Genomic DNA, 15,527 nt, shown 5'->3' on the forward strand with positions numbered 1-15,527 from the left:
CGCAATTACTGCCCTAGGTGGAAACGCGCGAACAGCAATGCCTCCGCCAGATCACGGACCCGCTGTGCGCCGGTGACGGCGTGCCTGGTGTTGATCTCCAGCACGATCTGGCCGGCGAAACCGCTGCTGACCAGCTTCTCCAGCAGTTCGGCGCAGGGCTGGCCGCCGCGACCGGGTACCAGGTGTTCGTCCTTCGGGAGGCCGGTGCCGTCCGCCAGATGGACGTGCGAGAGGCCTTCGCCCATGCGCTGCGCCAGGGCCAGAGCGTCCATCCGGGCTGCCGCTGTGTGGGACAGGTCGAGCGTGTAGTGCCGGAAACCGACGTCCGTCGGGTCGATCGACGGCCGGAACGCGGAGACCCGTGAATTCTTCGAACCACCCGGTGGGCGCACCTTGAACATGTTCTCGACGGCGATTTCGATGCCACTGGACTCCTCCAGCTCGTCGACGAGATCACCGAACGCGTCGCCGTACCGCCGTTGCCACCGGAATGGCGGATGGACGACGACGGTCCGCGCGCCGAGCTCGGCCGCGGCCTCCACGGACATCCGCAGCCGCACCACGGGATCGGGCGACCAGATCCGCTGGGTGATCAGCAGCGACGGCGAGTGGATGGACAGCACGGGCACCCCGGTCCGGCGCGACCACCGCCGCAGGGCGCTGACGTCCTGGCTGACCGGGTCGGCCCAGACCATGACCTCGACGCCGTCGTACCCGAGCTCGGCCGCGAGCTCGAAGGCGGTCCCGGCCTTGAGGGGCCACACGGACGCCGTGCTGAGCCCGACGGGGACCGGCTTCTCGTCTGTCACGCGCGCCATCCTGCCCGCTCACCGCGGGTGCGCGGAATCGCCGGGCCGGAAGGGGGACGCGCGTCTCACCGCGCGTCCCGCCCGGTCAGCGGCCGACGAGCAGCAGTGCCGCCGGGGACACCGTCACCACCAGGCCGACCAGCACCGCCAGCACCGTGGTCTGCAGGTCCTCGGCGCGGCGGATCTTCCGCACGATCCAGACCAGCGCGACCACCACCAGCAGCGCCGCCACCAGCGCGGCCGCCGGGATGTTCACCCACAGCCAGTTGAAGCCCAGCCACACCGCCGCGCCGCCGACGACACCCATCGCCAGCTGGCCGGCCAGCGCCAGCCACGCCTTGCCGGGCGACGTCGCGGGCTCCGGCTCGCCGGCCGGCTCGGGCGCGTCGTCGTACTCGTCGTCCTCGTAGCCTTCGCCCTGCTCGTAGCCGTAGTCGTCCTGCTCGAAGTCCGGGCCGTCCGCCGGGTAGCCGTCGGCGAACTCGCGCTCGTAGGGCTCGAGGTCGTCCGGGATCGGCGTCCGCGCGGCGCGGTCGCCGGGCGCGAACGGCATCGGCGGCGGGTATGTGCCGGTCGGCGGTCCCGCGTCGTAGGCGGCCTGGTAGCCGCTGCTTTCCGGGGCGAAGCCCTCGGGCTCGAAGTCGTCGTCGGGGTAGCCGTCGGCCGAGGCGTCGGTGGGCACCACCGGCATGACGCCGATCTCGGTGTCCTCCAGCTGCTCCTTCTGCCGGCGCTTGCGCCAGTTCGCGAGCCCGCCCGGTGACGACGGCGGCTGGTCGGCCGCGTCGGGCTTCTTCCCCGGCGCCGGCGGGAGCGGCGGCGGCCCACCGGCCACCGCGTCGAACTGCTCGGTGTACGCCTCCTGCTGCGGCTGCGGACGGCGCGCCGGTCCCCGGCGCGGACGCCCGGGCGCGGCCGGCGGCGGCGCGAAGGTCCCGCTGGCCATCGGGCCCGGCGGGACGTCGACCTCGGCGTCCGGGGTGCCGTTGAGACCGTCGAGCCGGGCCGACAGCGGCCCGCTGGGCGGCGGGGGCGTCGGCAACTGCTGCGAGGGCTGCGGCGGCGTCGGCAACTGCTGCGAAGCCTGCGGGGGCGGGCGGCGCCGGACCGGCGGGACGGCCCCGCGGGTCTCCTCGGCCACCGGCGGCGGGGTCGGCAGCTGCTGGGACGGCTGCGGGGGCGGCGGCTGACGCCGTGGCGCGCGCGGCGGCACCGGCAGCTGCGCCGACTCCTGCGGGCTCGGGTACTGCCCCGACGGCGGCGGCGCGGACGGCGGGCTCGCGAACTGCCCCGATTCCTGGGGCGGCCGGGCGTACTGGCCCGACGGCTGCGGCGGCGCCGGGGGACGCGCGTACTGACCGGACTCGCCGCCGCCGGGAGCGGGACGGGCCGGGGGCTGCTGGACCGGCCGCGGCAGCGGCTGGGAGTCCTGCGGGACCGCACGGGGTGCGGGCGGCGGCGGGGACGGCGGCTCGGCGCGGCGCCGGCCGGCGGGCCGGTTCGGCGGCGGAGGCGTGCCCTCGCCGGCGACCCGGTCGATGATCGCCTGCGGGCCGGTGTCGGTCACACCCGGCACACCAGGACGCCGGTGGGAGCCGGTGGCACCGGGCGGGGCGTCCGGGGTGGCGGGCTCGTCGTCGTCATCGGCCGCGCGCCGCCGGCGACGGCGGTTGCCGCCGTCGACCTGGGCACCGTGCTGGGCGAGCAGCTCAGCCACGGTCTTCTGCGGCTGGCCGTCTCCGGTCTGGTCCGTCATACCTGGCAATCCCCTGCGCGCTCCGGGTCCTCGGCACTCGGCGAAGCCATATCCGACGGCCCGCCGGCGGCGCCGCGCGCGCTGTACGCCGACCTCTGCATGTCCGTCACCTCTCCACCGTGCCCGTTATCCGTTCGGGAAGTCCAGTCGCCTGCTTTCACCGGTCCTCCTGTGCGCCGAAGCGCGCCACGAGAGCGGCTCCAGTTTCATCCGCGCCGGTGGAATGGTCCAGCCGCCGCAGGATGACACCTTCTCGCAGAGCCCACGGGCAGATCTCGAGTTCCGGCAATCCGAGCGCCCGCATCGTGGCCTGCGCGACGAGCGCGCCGGCCACCAGCTGGTGCGACCGGCTCGAGCTGACGCCCTCGAGCTGGGCGAGGTCGGCCGACGGCATCCGCGAGATGAACGCCAGGAGCTGGCGCAATGCGGTGTCCGTGAGCGTACGTCGGACGCGCGGGCCGGCCGCCGAGGGGGCGGCGCCGGTCAGCCGGGCGAGCGACCGGAACGTCTTCGACGTCGCCACGACACGATCGGGTTCACCCCATTTGGTGACCTTGCGCGCGAGCTCGGTGAGCTGGTCGTCCAGCCACGCCGAGGTCGCGACGAGCTCGGAGCGCGTCGGCGGGTCGTGCTTGAAGCGGGTGCGCGTGGTGCGGCCCGCGCCCAGCGGCAGCGACTCGGCCAGGACGGGCTCTTCGTCGCGGCCCATCGCGATCTCCAGCGAGCCGCCGCCGATGTCGAGCACGAGCAGCTGGCCGGCCGACCAGCCGTACCACCGGCGGACGGCGAGGAAGGTGAGCCGGGCTTCGTCGGTACCGGAGAGGACCCGCAGCTCGACGCCGGTGCGGTCGGCCACGCGGGCGAGCACCTTGGCGGAGTTCTTCGCCTCGCGGACCGCGGAGGTGGCGAAGGCCATGACCTCTTCGCAGCCGAGCCGGACGGCGGCTTCCTTGGCGGACTCGACGGCGGTCACGAGGTCGTCGGCGCCGGCCTTGCTGAGCTCGCCGCCGGGGGTGAGCTGCTCGGCCAGGCGGAGCACGGACTTTTCGGAATGCATCGGGGTCGGGTGGGCGCCACGGTGGGCGTCGACCACGAGCAGGTGGACGGTGTTGGAACCGACGTCGAGTACCCCTAGGCGCACGGGGGTCCAGGGTACCGGGCCCAGCGCCAGGTCTCGAACTTGTAACCAACAACACTCGGTGTGGTACCGCCCCGGCGCGCCTGCGCGAGAGCGGTACCACCCGAAACGGGACTTACGTCTCGAACTTGTAGCCCAGGCCCCGGACCGTCACCAGGTGCCGCGGCGAGCCCGGGTCCGGTTCGATCTTCGACCGCAGCCGCTTCACGTGGACGTCGAGCGTCTTCGTGTCGCCGACGTAGTCCGCGCCCCACACCCGGTCGATCAGCTGGCCGCGCGTGAGCACCCGGCCGACGTTGCGGAGCAGGTACTCCAGCAGGTCGAACTCCTTGAGCGGCAGCGACACCTCGGCGCCGTCCACCGTGACCACGTGGCGCTCGACATCCATCCGCACCGGGCCCGCCGACAGCACCAGCGGGGCCAGCTCGCCTTCGGCGCCCGGCTCGCCGCCGCGCCGCAGCACCGCCCGCACGCGCGCGATGAGCTCACGGGCCGAGTACGGCTTCGTGACGTAGTCGTCCGCGCCCAGTTCCAGGCCGACGACCTTGTCGATCTCGCTGTCACGCGCGGTCACCATGATCACCGGCACGGCCGAGCGCTGCCGCAGCTGTTTGCAGACGTCGGTGCCGCTCATCCCCGGCAGCATGAGGTCGAGCAGCACGATGTCGGCGCCGTTGCGGTCGAACTCCTCCAGCGCGGCCTGGCCGGTGCCGGCCACGGCCGCGGTGAACCCTTCCTTGCGCAGCAGGAAGGCGAGGGGGTCGGCGAACGACTCCTCGTCCTCGACGATGAGAACCCTGGTCACAGGTTTCCTCCATGATCTGGGCTGTCCTGCCCGGTAACCACGAGCCTCGGGGTGCGCTCGGGGGTCTTCTCCTGCCGTGGTGCCGGCGAGGTCTTGGTCGCCCGCGCCGGCTCGGGAGCCGGCTCCGGGCTGACGTGCGCGGGGATGCGCAGCGTGAACGTCGAGCCGGTGCCCGCGCGGCTCCACAGCCCGACCGAGCCCCCGTGGTTGGCCGCGACGTGCTTGACGATCGCCAGGCCCAGGCCGGTGCCGCCGGTGGCGCGCGAGCGGGCCTTGTCGGCGCGGTAGAAGCGCTCGAACACCCGGGTCTGCTCGTCCTCCGGGATGCCGATGCCGCGGTCGGTGACGGCGACCTCGACCATCCCGTCGGCGAGCCGGCGCGAGATCGACACCGGGCTGCCGGCCGGCGAGTACGCGACGGCGTTCTCCAGCAGGTTCGACAGCGCGGTGACCAGCAGCGTCCGGTCGCCTTCGATGAGCAGGCCGCTGGGGGTGTCGGTGGTGATCCGGATGTCGGCCGACTCGGCCGAGAGCGTCGTCCGGCCGAGTGCCTCGCGCACGACCGCGTCGACCTCGACGACGTTGAGGTCCGGCAGCCGTTCGGCGCCCTGCAGCCGCGAAAGCGCGATCAGCTCGGTGACGAGCTGGCCGAGCCGGGTGGACTCGCGCAGGATCTTGCCGCCGAAGCGGCGGACCTCCTCGACGTCCTCGGCGGCGTCGAGCACGGCCTCGGTGAGCAGCGCGATCGCGCCGACCGGGGTCTTGAGCTCGTGGCTGACGTTGGCGACGAAGTCGCGGCGCACGGCCTCCAGCCGGATGGCCTCGGAGTGGTCGACCGCCTCGACGACGGTGAAGCCGTCGCCGAGCGGCCGGACCTGGCCGAGCACCGCCTCCGGCTGGCGGCCGCGCGCTTCGAGGGGCGAGAGGTCGATCTCCATCGGCTCGTCGGTCTCGACGACCTGCTCGGCGGCCCTGCGGGCCCGCGCGTCGGCCTGGTTGACCTTCACCAGGCCCAGCTCGTACGCACGCGGGTTGTGCAGCACCATGTCGCCGAACTTGTTGAGCACGACGACGCCGTTGTGGGACGACCGGACCAGCCGTTCGAGGAGCTCCGCGATGGTCGGCCCCGGCGGCCGGGCCTCTTCGCGCCGGGTCCGGGCCCGCGCGACGAGGTAGCCGACCACCGCACCGGCCACCAGTGTCCCGATGGCCAGTGCGAGGGAAACAGGCGTGGTCACAGGCCGATCGTAAGCTGAGAAGTGGCCCTTCGGCCTAGCGTTGTCCGCCTTGTCGTGAGCACCGCGACACCTGGCGAAGACTTGTTCGCCGGTGCTTCAGGCGGCGTTCACCCGATCGATTCCGCGGCGAGACATTCCGGGTGAATCACGCGTCGCCGTCGAGAGTCTTCAAATCGTCGTCCGTGAGCTTCAACGCGGCCGCGGCGACGTTCTGTTCGAGGTGGGCGACATCGCCGGTGCCCGGGATGGCGAGCACGTGCGGTCCTTGGTGGAGGGTCCACGCGAGCCGCACCTGGGCCGGGGTGGCGGCGTGGCGGCGCGCGACCTCGGCGACGCGGGCGTCCTCGCCCGTCCCGCTCGCGACGGCGAAGAACGGCACGAAGGCGATCCCGCGCTCGGCGCACATCCGGACGATCTCGTCGTCCTCGCGCCGCGCGGTGAGGCCGTACTGGTTCTGGACGCAGACGACCGGCGCGATCTCGAGCGCCTCCGTCAGGTGGTGCGGTGCGACGTTGGAGATGCCCAGCTCGCGGATGAGGCCCTGCTCGCGCAGCTCGGCGAGCGCGCCGAAGCCGTCCGCGAGCGAGCCCTCCCCGCGGTCGAGGCCCTCGCCGATCCGGTAGTTGGCGACGTCGAGGTGCTCGAGGCCCAGCTCGCGCAGGTTCTCTTCGACCTGGGCGCGCAGCTGGTCCGGCCGGGCGGTGTAGAACGCGCCGGTGAAGGCTCGGCCCGGGCCGACCTTGGTGGTGATCGTCAGGTCGTCGTACGGCGCGAGGGCCCGGTTGATCAGCTCGTTCGCCGAACGCGGGCCGGCGAAGTAGAAGACGGCGGTGTCGATGTGGTTCACGCCGAGCTCGACGGCGCGGCGGAGCACGGCGATCGACGTCTCGCGGTCGCGGACGCCGCCGTCCGAAGTGGACATCAGGCGCATGGCGCCGAAGCCGAGCCGGTTGACTTCGAAGGAGCCGAGCTTCCAGGTGCCCGCCGCGGCGGCGGGGAGGGTGTTCGTGGTCATGGCTCCAGCCTTCCCACCTGGCCGGGAAGCCGCCGGGAATGGCAGTTTGCTGCCACACTGGAATGCGTGGAGAGAGTCAGTGACGTCGTCGTGGTGCGGGGTGAAGCGGAGCTGTTCGAGCGGACCGCCCACCTGTTCGCGGCCGCGACGGAGGTTTCGTGCGCGGCCCGCGACCTGCACACGTGGTCGGTGGCGCACCCGACCGCGCCCGAGCGGGAGCAGGCGGTGCGGGACACGAACGTGCGCAAGATGTACCTGCCCGGCGTGCTGTTCGACCCGGCGCTGGCCGAGCACCTGCGGTTCATGGCCACGCACGGCGCGCGCATCCGGATCACCGAGCGCGAGGTCAACGAAACGATCCTGCTCGACCGACGGATCGCGATCGTGGCGGGCGACAACGTCGGTGGCGTCCGCAGCTACACGGTCGTCAGCAGCCCGGACCTGGTCCAGGGCATCCAGTCGCTGTTCGAGGCGGCCTGGGCCGGCGCCACCGACCTCGAGTCCTACCAGGCCCGGTTCACCGAGCTGGGCGCGCGCGAAATCCTCGTGCAGCTGGCGTCCGGCTGCAAGGACGAGACGGCGGCCCGCGCACTCGGTGTCGGCCTGCGGACCTACCGCCGGCGGGTGGCGGAGCTGATGGAGATCCTCGGCGCGTCTTCGCGGTTCCAGGCCGGGGCACGGGCCCGCGAGGCCGGCCTCCTGTGAAACTCGCGCTGCTGGGACTGCTCCTGGCGACGTCCGCGTGCACGGTCACCGGCACGGCCGCGCCGATCCCGGAGAACCTCGCCCTGGTCGACGGGCACGGGACGAGCGCCGCCCTCGACTCGGTGAAGACGGTCGCCGAGGCGGTGTTCAGCTACGACTCCGCGAACCCGGCGGCGTTCGACCAGACCGTCGCGGCGAACGTCACGGGAGCGGCGAAGGACCAGCTCGCGGCGTGGTTCGGCCCGATCAGGAAGAGCTCCCAGGCGGTGCACCAGGTCACGCAGGTGCGGACGGCGGCCGCGGTGGAGTTCACCGGCGACCGGGTCCGCGAACTGGCCGTGCTCGCCCAGGACAGCGGCCCCTCGGAGGGGCGGCGCACGGTCTTGCTCACCGCGGTCCGGGAAAGCGAGCGCTGGCGGCTCTCCGACATCACGGTGGACCCGGCCCTGCCGGCTCCCGCGCCGCAGCCGGACGACGGCAGCCCGGGCGGGAGGCGCGACGCGGCGCTGGCCGGGGCCCGCACGATCGCGGGTGCCCTGTTCACGGCCGACAGCGCCGACCCGGAGGGCTGGTACGCGCGGGCCGAGGCCGTCACCACCGATCAGCTGCTGAACGGCTACCGCGCGAAGAAGGCGACCTACATCGACTCGGTCCGCCGGAGCGGCACGAAGGTCACCCTGGGGGCGAACCCGGTGGCCGGGGTGCTCGCGATCAACGACGCCGGGGCGGTCGTGCTGTTCTTCACGACGCTGCAGGTGACCGACTCGGCCGGGAAGGTGACCGGCAGGCCCTTCACGGCCGAGCTCGACGTCGTCCGTGAAGGGTCCGTGTGGAAGGCGACCGGCGTCCGGCCGGTCATCGGGCCCTGAGTCAGCGACCCTGGTTCGCGACCGCGGCCGCGGCTTCCTTGGCGGCCTCGGGGTCGAGGTACTCGCCACCGGCCTTGACCGGCTTCAGGTCGGCCGTGAGGTCGTAGCGCAGCGGGATGCCGGTCGGGATGTTCAGGCCGGCGATGTCGGCGTCGGAGATCCCGTCGAGGTGCTTCACGAGCGCGCGCAGCGAGTTGCCGTGCGCGGCGACCAGGACGGTCTTGCCCGCGCGCAGGTCCGGCACGATCTCGGACTCCCAGTACGGCAGCAGCCGCTCGACGACGTCCTTGAGGCACTCGGTCAGCGGCGCCTTGTCGCCGAGGTTCGCGTAGCGGGGGTCGTCCGCCTGGCTCCACTCGTCCTTCGGGTCGATCGGCGGCGGCGGGGTGTCGTACGAGCGGCGCCAGAGCATGAACTGCTCTTCGCCGAACTCGGCCAGGGTCTGCTTCTTGTCCTTGCCCTGCAGCGCGCCGTAGTGGCGCTCGTTGAGGCGCCAGTCGCGCTTGACCGGGATCCAGTGCCGGTCGGCGGCGTCCAGCGCGATGTTCGCGGTGGAGATCGCCCGGCGCAGCAGCGAGGTGTGCACCACGTCCGGCAGCAGGCCGGCGTCGGACAGCAGCTGCCCGCCCTGGCGGGCTTCGCCCTCGCCCTGCTCCGACAGCGGCACGTCCACCCAGCCGGTGAACAGGTTTTCCGCGTTCCACGTGCTCTGCCCGTGGCGGAGCAGCACCAACGTCCCGAGTTCAGCCATGGACTCAGCCTGCCATGACGGACCACGGCGCTCACTGGTGACCTCGCGTCCTACGCAGAGTGCGTTACCCCGGAGTAACACCTCACCCTTCAACAAGTCCAAGTGCCAACAACGCGCAAAATCCGGGCATCAGACTGCACACCGTTATCGTCTCGATCAAAGTTCACTCGAACGGACTAGTGAGTAGTCTTGTGATTACAGGTCGAGATCTGACAGGTTGACTTACGTCCCGAGCGGCCGGATTCCACGCACTCCCCGGCCGGTTTCGGGCTTCGACCGCGGCTCGTCTCCCCCCTGCCGAGCCGCGGCCCGCCGGCCCCGTTGACACCCCCCTCGTCACCGGGTCCTGATCGGCGGGAACTTCAGCGGGGCGGCTCGAGATCGCGACTCCCCCCTCCCTCGAGCCGTCCCGCCTGCCCGCTCACACCTCCGTGTGCACCGGCTCCGGCTTCACCGGACGGCGACGGCGGTTCAGCCGCCAGCCCAGCCACCCGAGCGGCACCACGATCAGCAGGAACGGCGCGATCGCCCCCAGCACGGTCAGCAGGCCGCCGCCGAAGGTCAGGAACGCGTCCCAGCCGCCGGCCAGCCCGCCCAGGAACCCGCTGCGGTCCTCGGTGACCGGCGCCGGCGCCGCCACGCTGCGGATGCTCATCGCCACGGTCGCCATCGCGACGCTGCCCGCGAGGGAGTTCCGCTGCTGTTCGAGGGATTCGAGCGCCGACTCGCGGCTCGTCAGCTCGCTTTCGATCGACGTGATGTCCGACACGGACGTCGCCTGCGAGAGCAGCGCGCGGATCCGCTCGACCGACTTCCGCTGCGTCGCCAGCCGCGCTTCGACGTCGACGACCTGCTCGGTCACGTCCTGGGTGTTCAGCTCCCGCTTCACCAGGCTCGAGCCCAGGTGCGAAAGCTGGTCGAGCACGGGGTCGAGCCGCTCCGCGGGCACCGCCAGCGACAGCGTCGCCGTGTCCTCGCCGGTGCTCTCCTGCCCGGTGTAGCCACCCGCGCCCTGCGCGATCCCGCGGGCCTGCGCGACGACGTCGACGACCTTGGTGGCCGTCAGCTCCAGCCGGGCACTGCGCGAAAGCTTGCGGTCGGTGGCCCCGGCCTGCGGCGGGGTGACCTTCGAGTTCTGTTCGGCCTTGCCGTTGCCGCCGGTGCCCTGCTGGGGCGCGGCGGGCACCCGGGCCGGGCCCGCGCTGTCCGCCGTGGACGCCCCGTTCCCCGCCGACGAGCAGCCGGCCAGCACGAACGCCACCGCGGTAGCCGCCAGCGCCGCTCTCCATCGAGTCCGCATCATGGGTCTCCCTCCAGTTTCGACTGGCGGTGAGACGGATGTCCGGTTCAGGGCCGTTGCACGGCCCGGGTCACGACTCGGTCAAGCCCGGTTCGTGCGGCTTCGCCGGCGCGACGAGGTGCTTGAACGCCTGCAGGTTGGCCAGCGACTCGCCGCGGGAGACGCGCCAGTCCCACTCGCGCTTGATCGACGTCGCGAAGCCGATCTCCAGCAGCGTGTTGAAGTCGCCGTCGGCGGCTTCGAGGACCTGGCCGAGGACCTTGTCGAGCTCCTCGGCGGACATCGTGTCCTTGCCGAACCGGCCGACCAGGTAGATGTCACCCAGACTGTCCACTGTGTAGTGCACGCCGTAGAGCTTCGCGTTGCGCTGCAACAGGAACCGGTAGACGTCCTCATGGGACTCATCGGGACGGCGGCAGACGAAGGCCTCCACCGAAAACGCGTGGTCGCCGTCGACGAGCCACGCGTTCGTCTGCAGCTTCTTCGTACCCGGCAACGTGACGAAGTACTTTCCCGGACCGCGCTTGTCGTACTCGAGCTCCGAAGAGTCCAAAGTAGACTGGATCAGCTCGTCCAGGCTCACACCGCCACCTCCGCGCGCAGGTCCAGCGCGTGCCGGAAAGCGCTGGTGGCCTGAGCATAGATGTCCAGGAGGGCGTCCGTCGTGCGGCGCCAGGAGAACCGCCCCGCGTGCACGACGGCGTTCGCGCCGAGCTCGGCGCGGCGGTCCGGGCGCAGGGCGACGGCGGCCAGCGCGTCCGCCCACTCCTCGGCGCCGTGCCCGGGAACCAGCAGCCCGGAGACCCCGTGCGGCACCGCCACCGGCAGCCCGCCGACCTCCGCCGCGACCACCGGCGTCCCGCAGGCCTGCGCCTCCAGCGCGACCAGGCCGAACGACTCGTTGTAGCTGGGCACCGCGACGACGTCGGCGGCGCGGAAGACCCGGGCGAGCGCTTCCCCCGGCTGCGGCGGCAGGAACCGGACCTGCCGCTCGATGCCCAGCGACACGGCCAGCTCGCGCAGGGCCTGCGGCTGCTCCAGCCCGGTGCCCGACGGCCCGCCGACGATCAGCACGACCAGGCGAGCGGCCAGCTCGGGACGTCGGCGCAGCATCGCGGCCGCAGCGTGCAGCAGCACGTCCGGCGCCTTGAGCGGCTGGATCCGGCCGGCGAACGCCAGCACGACGTCGTCGTCGGCCAGGCCCAGCTCGGCCCGCGCGACGGCCTGGGAACCCGGCGTGAAGCGTTCGAGGTCGACCCCCGGCGGCACGGCGTGCACCGCGTGCGGCTCGGCGTCGTAGAGGTCGACGAGCTGCCGTGCCTCGACCGCGGTGTTGGCGACCAGCCGGTCGGCCTCGGCGACCACCTGCTCCTCGCCGATGACGCGGACGCGCGACTCGGGGCGGTCACCCTCGGCGAGCGCGGCGTTCTTCACCTTCGCCAGCGTGTGCGCGGTGTGCACCAGCGGCACCGACCAGCGGTCGCGCGCCAGCCAGCCGACCTGGCCCGAGAGCCAGTAGTGCGAGTGGATGAGGTCGTAGTACCCGGGCTCGTGGAAGGCCTCGGTGCGCAGCACGCCGGAGGTGAACGCGCACAGCTGCGCGGGCAGCTCGTCGCGGCTCAGCGGCTCGAACGGACCGGCCTGCACGTGGCGGACGGTCACGCCGGGCGCGAGCTCGGCCACCGGCGGCTGGTCCGACGCCGTCGCGCGGGTGAACACCTCGACCTCGACGCCCTGGCGGGCCATCTCGACCGCCGTCTGGCTGACGTAGACGTTCAACCCGCCCGCGTCGCCGGTCCCCGGCTGCTCGAGTGGCGAGGTGTGCACGGACAGCACCGCGACCCGGCGCGGCGCAGCACGGAACCCCGGGATGGAGCTGGTCACCTGGTCGTCTCCCGCGTTACGTCAGCATTCCTCGGCGAACTGCCGGAGTACCGCGTCGAACTCGTCCGCGGACTCGGCGAAGGGCGCATGCCCCCCGTCAAGGAACCAACGCCCGGTGGCACCCGGAATCTTCCCGATCGTGTGCTCCGCCGTCGACGGGTCGATCACGCGGTCGTGCGAGCCGTGCACGACGAGGGTCGGTTTGTCGACCGCGACCAGGACTTCTTCACTGCCGATGTCGCGCCGGAACAGGGCCGCGCGGACCGACGGGGGAACGCTCAATGAGGCGCCAAGCAGGGCCTGGACCTGTGCTCCGGGCACCGGGCCGCCGGCCATGTCGCGGCAGAACTCGGTGAGCGCCGGGACCGCGATGTCCGGATCGTCCGAAAGCATCGCCCGCATGTGCTCGCGCATCAGCGGGCCGACGCGCCCGCCCGCGCGGTCGCGGCCGATCTCGGTGATCGCGCCGACGAGCACGATCCCGCGCAGGCGTGCGGTGCCGTGCACCCGGATGTGGTCGGCGAGCACCAGGCCGCCGTAGGACCAGGCGACGACGATCGCGTCCGGTCCGGCGAAGTCGAGCACCGCGGCGAGGTCGTCGGCCCAGGCGACGGGGTCGTCGTAGCCCGAGGCCGGGACGTCGGACGCGCCGTGGCCGCGCAGGTCCATCGCGACCAGCCGGAACCGCTCGGTCAGCGCCGGGTCGGCGAGCTGCGCGGCCCAGCAGCCTGCCGACTGCGCCCAGCCGTGCACGAAGACGATCGGCCTGCTGTTCTCCGCGCCCTCGACCCGCAGGCCGAGCCGGACCCCGCCGTACCCGACGACCTCGGTGCGCACGGGTTACTTCGCTCCCAGCCCTTGCCAGGCCGCCCAGCTGTAGTTCCAGTCCTTGACGTCCGAGGCCATCGGCGCGCCCAGCTTCGAGCCGGTGATCTCGACCGGGTCGCCGACCAGCGCGGAGTCGAAGAAGTCCTTGGCGTCGGCCTCGAGCAGGTTGACGCAGCCGTGGGAGTTGTTGGTCTTCCCGATGTTGGCCGCGTTGTCCTGGTTCTCGTGGATGTACTCGCCGTGGTTGGAGAAGCGGCACGCCCACTTCTTGTTGACGTTCGTGTAGCCGTAGCGGGCGTTGTCGAACACCGCCGTCGGCTCCTTGCTCATGACGATGTAGGTGCCGTTCGGCGTGTTGCGGTCGACCTCGGCGTCCAGCCCGTTCGCGCACGGGTAGCTCTTGTACTGCGAGCCGCCGCGGTAGACGTGCATCTGGTGCTCGGGGGTGTTGACCTTGACCACCTGGTTGCGGCCGATCTTGAACTTCGTGGTGACGTCGGCCTTGCCGTACGCGCCGCCACCCAGCTCGACGCCGTACAGCTTCGCCTCGACGCTCACGGTGATGTTCTGCGGCCAGTACTCCTTCGGCCGGTAGTCGACCTGGCTGTCCGACAGCCAGCCCCAGGCGCCTTCGACGTTCTTGTCCGTCTTCACCGACAGGGCCTTCTCGACGGCCGCGCGGTCCTTGACCGGCGACTGGAACTTGACGCTGATCGGCATGGCCACGCCGACCTGCTGGTTGTCGGCCGGGTTGAGCGTGGCGCGGACCTGCTTGGCCGGGGTGACCGTGCTGAAGGTGCCGGTGAGCTCGACCGGCTTGCCGTCGGTGCCGGTGGCCTTGGCCGCGTAGGTGTAGGTCTTGCCGTAGCCGAGCGGCTCGGAGCTGGTCCAGGTGAGCCCGTCCGGCGCGGTGTCGCCCTTGACGGCCTTGCCGCCATCGGCGGTCACCTTGCACTCGGTGAGCTTGCCGTCGGCGACCTTGATGGTGACCGGCTTGAGGACGGCGGCGTCCTTGGTGTTGACGGCGGGCTCGGCTGTGATCTTCGCCACCGGCTGCGCGCCGCCCTCACCGTCGGCGCCCGCGGCGCCGGTGGGCAGCGCGGTGCCGTCGTTCGTGCTCGAACACGCCGCGGCGACCAGGGCGGCCCCCGCCGCCAGAGCGGCCTTGAAGACCATTCGCCGTTCGATCACCGAAACCTCCTGAGTTTCCCCCACCGACCAGCGGGTCCACGCCCTTAGCGCTGGTTACCCGCCCGACGTTACCTCCCGAAAGGTAAAGACCATCCGATCAGGTGGACGCCACACATGTCGACAAAGACGTCTCATACACGTCCAGGTTGCCCGGTTCGGCTCAAATGACGCAGTTGATCAAGAGCGGTTCGGGGTGCAGCCGGACGCCGAACCGCGCGAAAACGCCGTCGCGGACCTCCCTGGCCAGCCCCAGCAGGTCTTCGGTCGTCGCCTCGCCGCGGTTGGTCAGCGCGAGGGTGTGCTTGGTCGACAGCGAGACGCGGTTCCCCGGCCCGGGGTAACCCTTCGCGAAGCCGGCGCGCTCGATCAGCCAGGCCGCGGACAGCTTGACGCCGCCCTCGGCCGGGTACTGCGGGGCCTCGGCGCCGACGCTGTCGGTGATGCGCCGCAGCACCGCTTCCGCCTCGGCCGACGGGACGATCGGGTTGGTGAAGAACGAGCCCGCGCTCCACGTGTCGTGGTCGTCCGGGTCGAGCACCATGCCCTTGCCGCGACGCAGCTTCAGCACGGCTTCGCGCGCGTCGGCCGCCGGGACGCGCGAGCCGATCTCGACGCCGAGGGTGCGCGCCAGCTCGGCGTAGCGGATGGGCGCGGAGAGGCCGTCCTCGCGGATTTCGAAGCGGACCGAGAGGACGACGCCGGAGTCGGTGCCCTTGAGGACGCTGGTGCGGTAGGCGAAGCCGAGCTCGTCCGCCTTGAGCGTGCGCACTTCCCGCGTCCGCCGGTCGTACAGCTCCACCGAGACGATCGACTCGGCGACTTCGCAGCCGTACGCGCCGACGTTCTGGATCGGCGTCGCGCCGACGCTGCCCGGGATCCCGGAGAGGCATTCGAGCCCGCCGAGGCCCGCTTCGACGAGCCCGGCGACGAACGCGTCCCAGTTCTGGCCGGCCTCGACCTCCACGACGTCGCCGTCCTGGCGCCAGCCGGTGTTCGCGACCTCGATCAGCGTGCCGTCGAACCCCGCGTCGCCGACCACCAGGTTGGAGCCGCCGCCGAGCAGCAGGGCCGGCTCGCCCGCCGCGTCGGCCTCGCGGACCGCCGCGACGAGGTCTTCGCTGGTCACGGCGCTGACGAACCGGCGGGCCGGGCCGCCGAGGCGCAGCGTGGTGTACGCGGAGAGCTTCGGGAGTGCGGGAGTTCGGGCGGTGTCCACGCGTCTGACGGTACTGTCCGGC

Annotated in this window: 15 protein-coding genes; 2 read left to right on the forward strand and 13 right to left on the reverse strand. The window is 72.1% G+C overall.

The window, feature by feature from the left end; translation table 11 throughout:
• Positions 1-5: 5 nt before the first annotated feature.
• The 6 genes from ACZ7OU_RS03725 to ACZ7OU_RS03750 form a co-directional block, all read right to left on the reverse strand.
• Positions 6-818: a sugar phosphate isomerase/epimerase family protein gene (locus ACZ7OU_RS03725; RefSeq protein WP_470254122.1), complete on the reverse strand. Its 813-nt coding sequence runs from the start codon at positions 816-818 to the stop codon at positions 6-8.
• Between the two features lie 76 nt (positions 819-894).
• A complete protein-coding gene (locus ACZ7OU_RS03730) occupies positions 895-2,565 on the reverse strand; it encodes a hypothetical protein (protein ID WP_470254123.1) in 1,671 nt (556 codons plus the stop codon).
• Positions 2,566-2,722: 157 nt separating this feature from the next.
• Positions 2,723-3,706, reverse strand: a complete 984-nt coding sequence (locus tag ACZ7OU_RS03735; RefSeq protein WP_470239673.1) for a Ppx/GppA phosphatase family protein — start codon at positions 3,704-3,706, stop codon at positions 2,723-2,725.
• Positions 3,707-3,818: 112 nt separating this feature from the next.
• Positions 3,819-4,508, reverse strand: a complete 690-nt coding sequence (locus ACZ7OU_RS03740) for a response regulator transcription factor (protein WP_125310281.1) — start codon at positions 4,506-4,508, stop codon at positions 3,819-3,821.
• Positions 4,505-5,746, reverse strand: a complete 1,242-nt coding sequence (locus ACZ7OU_RS03745) for a sensor histidine kinase (protein WP_470239674.1) — start codon at positions 5,744-5,746, stop codon at positions 4,505-4,507. Before ACZ7OU_RS03745 ends, ACZ7OU_RS03740 begins: the two co-directional genes overlap by 4 nt.
• 145 nt (positions 5,747-5,891) lie before the next feature.
• Positions 5,892-6,761 carry an oxidoreductase gene (locus tag ACZ7OU_RS03750; protein WP_470254124.1) on the reverse strand — a complete coding sequence of 290 codons (870 nt, stop codon included), beginning with the start codon at positions 6,759-6,761 and terminating at the stop codon, positions 5,892-5,894.
• A 66-nt stretch (positions 6,762-6,827) separates the two neighbouring features.
• On the opposite strand from ACZ7OU_RS03750, the gene ACZ7OU_RS03755 reads away from it, so the two are divergent.
• Positions 6,828-7,466 (forward strand): DNA-binding response regulator, encoded by a 639-nt coding sequence (locus ACZ7OU_RS03755; protein ID WP_470254125.1) that lies wholly within the window; start codon positions 6,828-6,830, stop codon positions 7,464-7,466.
• Positions 7,463-8,335, forward strand: coding sequence for a hypothetical protein (locus ACZ7OU_RS03760; protein WP_470254126.1), 873 nt, complete (start codon positions 7,463-7,465; stop codon positions 8,333-8,335). The genes ACZ7OU_RS03755 and ACZ7OU_RS03760 overlap by 4 nt, the downstream gene beginning before the upstream one ends.
• A 1-nt stretch (position 8,336) precedes the next feature.
• Here ACZ7OU_RS03760 and ACZ7OU_RS03765 read toward each other — a convergent pair whose 3' ends face one another.
• The 7 genes from ACZ7OU_RS03765 to ACZ7OU_RS03795 all read right to left on the reverse strand — a co-directional run bounded on the left by ACZ7OU_RS03765 (position 8,337) and on the right by ACZ7OU_RS03795 (position 15,505).
• Positions 8,337-9,086 carry a phosphoglyceromutase gene (locus tag ACZ7OU_RS03765; RefSeq protein WP_470239678.1) on the reverse strand — a complete coding sequence of 250 codons (750 nt, stop codon included), beginning with the start codon at positions 9,084-9,086 and terminating at the stop codon, positions 8,337-8,339.
• Between the two features lie 421 nt (positions 9,087-9,507).
• Positions 9,508-10,386 carry a DUF4349 domain-containing protein gene (locus ACZ7OU_RS03770; protein ID WP_470254127.1) on the reverse strand — a complete coding sequence of 293 codons (879 nt, stop codon included), beginning with the start codon at positions 10,384-10,386 and terminating at the stop codon, positions 9,508-9,510.
• A gap of 70 nt (positions 10,387-10,456) precedes the next feature.
• A complete protein-coding gene (locus ACZ7OU_RS03775; protein ID WP_470239680.1) occupies positions 10,457-10,969 on the reverse strand; it encodes a type III secretion system chaperone family protein in 513 nt (170 codons plus the stop codon).
• Entirely contained in the window at positions 10,966-12,270 is a 1,305-nt protein-coding gene (gene mshA, locus ACZ7OU_RS03780) for a D-inositol-3-phosphate glycosyltransferase (RefSeq protein WP_470239681.1), read from the reverse strand. Before mshA ends, ACZ7OU_RS03775 begins: the two co-directional genes overlap by 4 nt.
• A gap of 21 nt (positions 12,271-12,291) precedes the next feature.
• Entirely contained in the window at positions 12,292-13,107 is an 816-nt protein-coding gene (locus ACZ7OU_RS03785) for an alpha/beta fold hydrolase (protein ID WP_470254128.1), read from the reverse strand.
• Between the two features lie 3 nt (positions 13,108-13,110).
• A complete protein-coding gene (locus ACZ7OU_RS03790; RefSeq protein WP_470239683.1) occupies positions 13,111-14,289 on the reverse strand; it encodes a L,D-transpeptidase in 1,179 nt (392 codons plus the stop codon).
• A gap of 160 nt (positions 14,290-14,449) precedes the next feature.
• Complete coding sequence (locus ACZ7OU_RS03795) at positions 14,450-15,505, reverse strand: UDP-N-acetylmuramate dehydrogenase (RefSeq protein WP_470254129.1); 1,056 nt, start codon at positions 15,503-15,505, stop codon at positions 14,450-14,452.
• Positions 15,506-15,527: the final 22 nt, after the last annotated feature.

The sequence above is a fragment of the Amycolatopsis sp. NPDC114505 genome, assembly GCF_055633615.1.

What these genes read in the sequence shown, in the direction of transcription:
- ACZ7OU_RS03725 (WP_470254122.1), bottom strand. Translation starts at nt 818, where the DNA reads ATGGCGCGCGTGACAGACGAGAAGCCGGTCCCCGTCGGGCTCAGCACG.
- ACZ7OU_RS03730 (WP_470254123.1), bottom strand. Translation starts at nt 2,565, where the DNA reads ATGACGGACCAGACCGGAGACGGCCAGCCGCAGAAGACCGTGGCTGAG.
- ACZ7OU_RS03750 (WP_470254124.1), bottom strand. Translation starts at nt 6,761, where the DNA reads ATGACCACGAACACCCTCCCCGCCGCCGCGGCGGGCACCTGGAAGCTC.
- ACZ7OU_RS03765 (WP_470239678.1), bottom strand. Translation starts at nt 9,086, where the DNA reads ATGGCTGAACTCGGGACGTTGGTGCTGCTCCGCCACGGGCAGAGCACG.
- ACZ7OU_RS03770 (WP_470254127.1), bottom strand. Translation starts at nt 10,386, where the DNA reads ATGCGGACTCGATGGAGAGCGGCGCTGGCGGCTACCGCGGTGGCGTTC.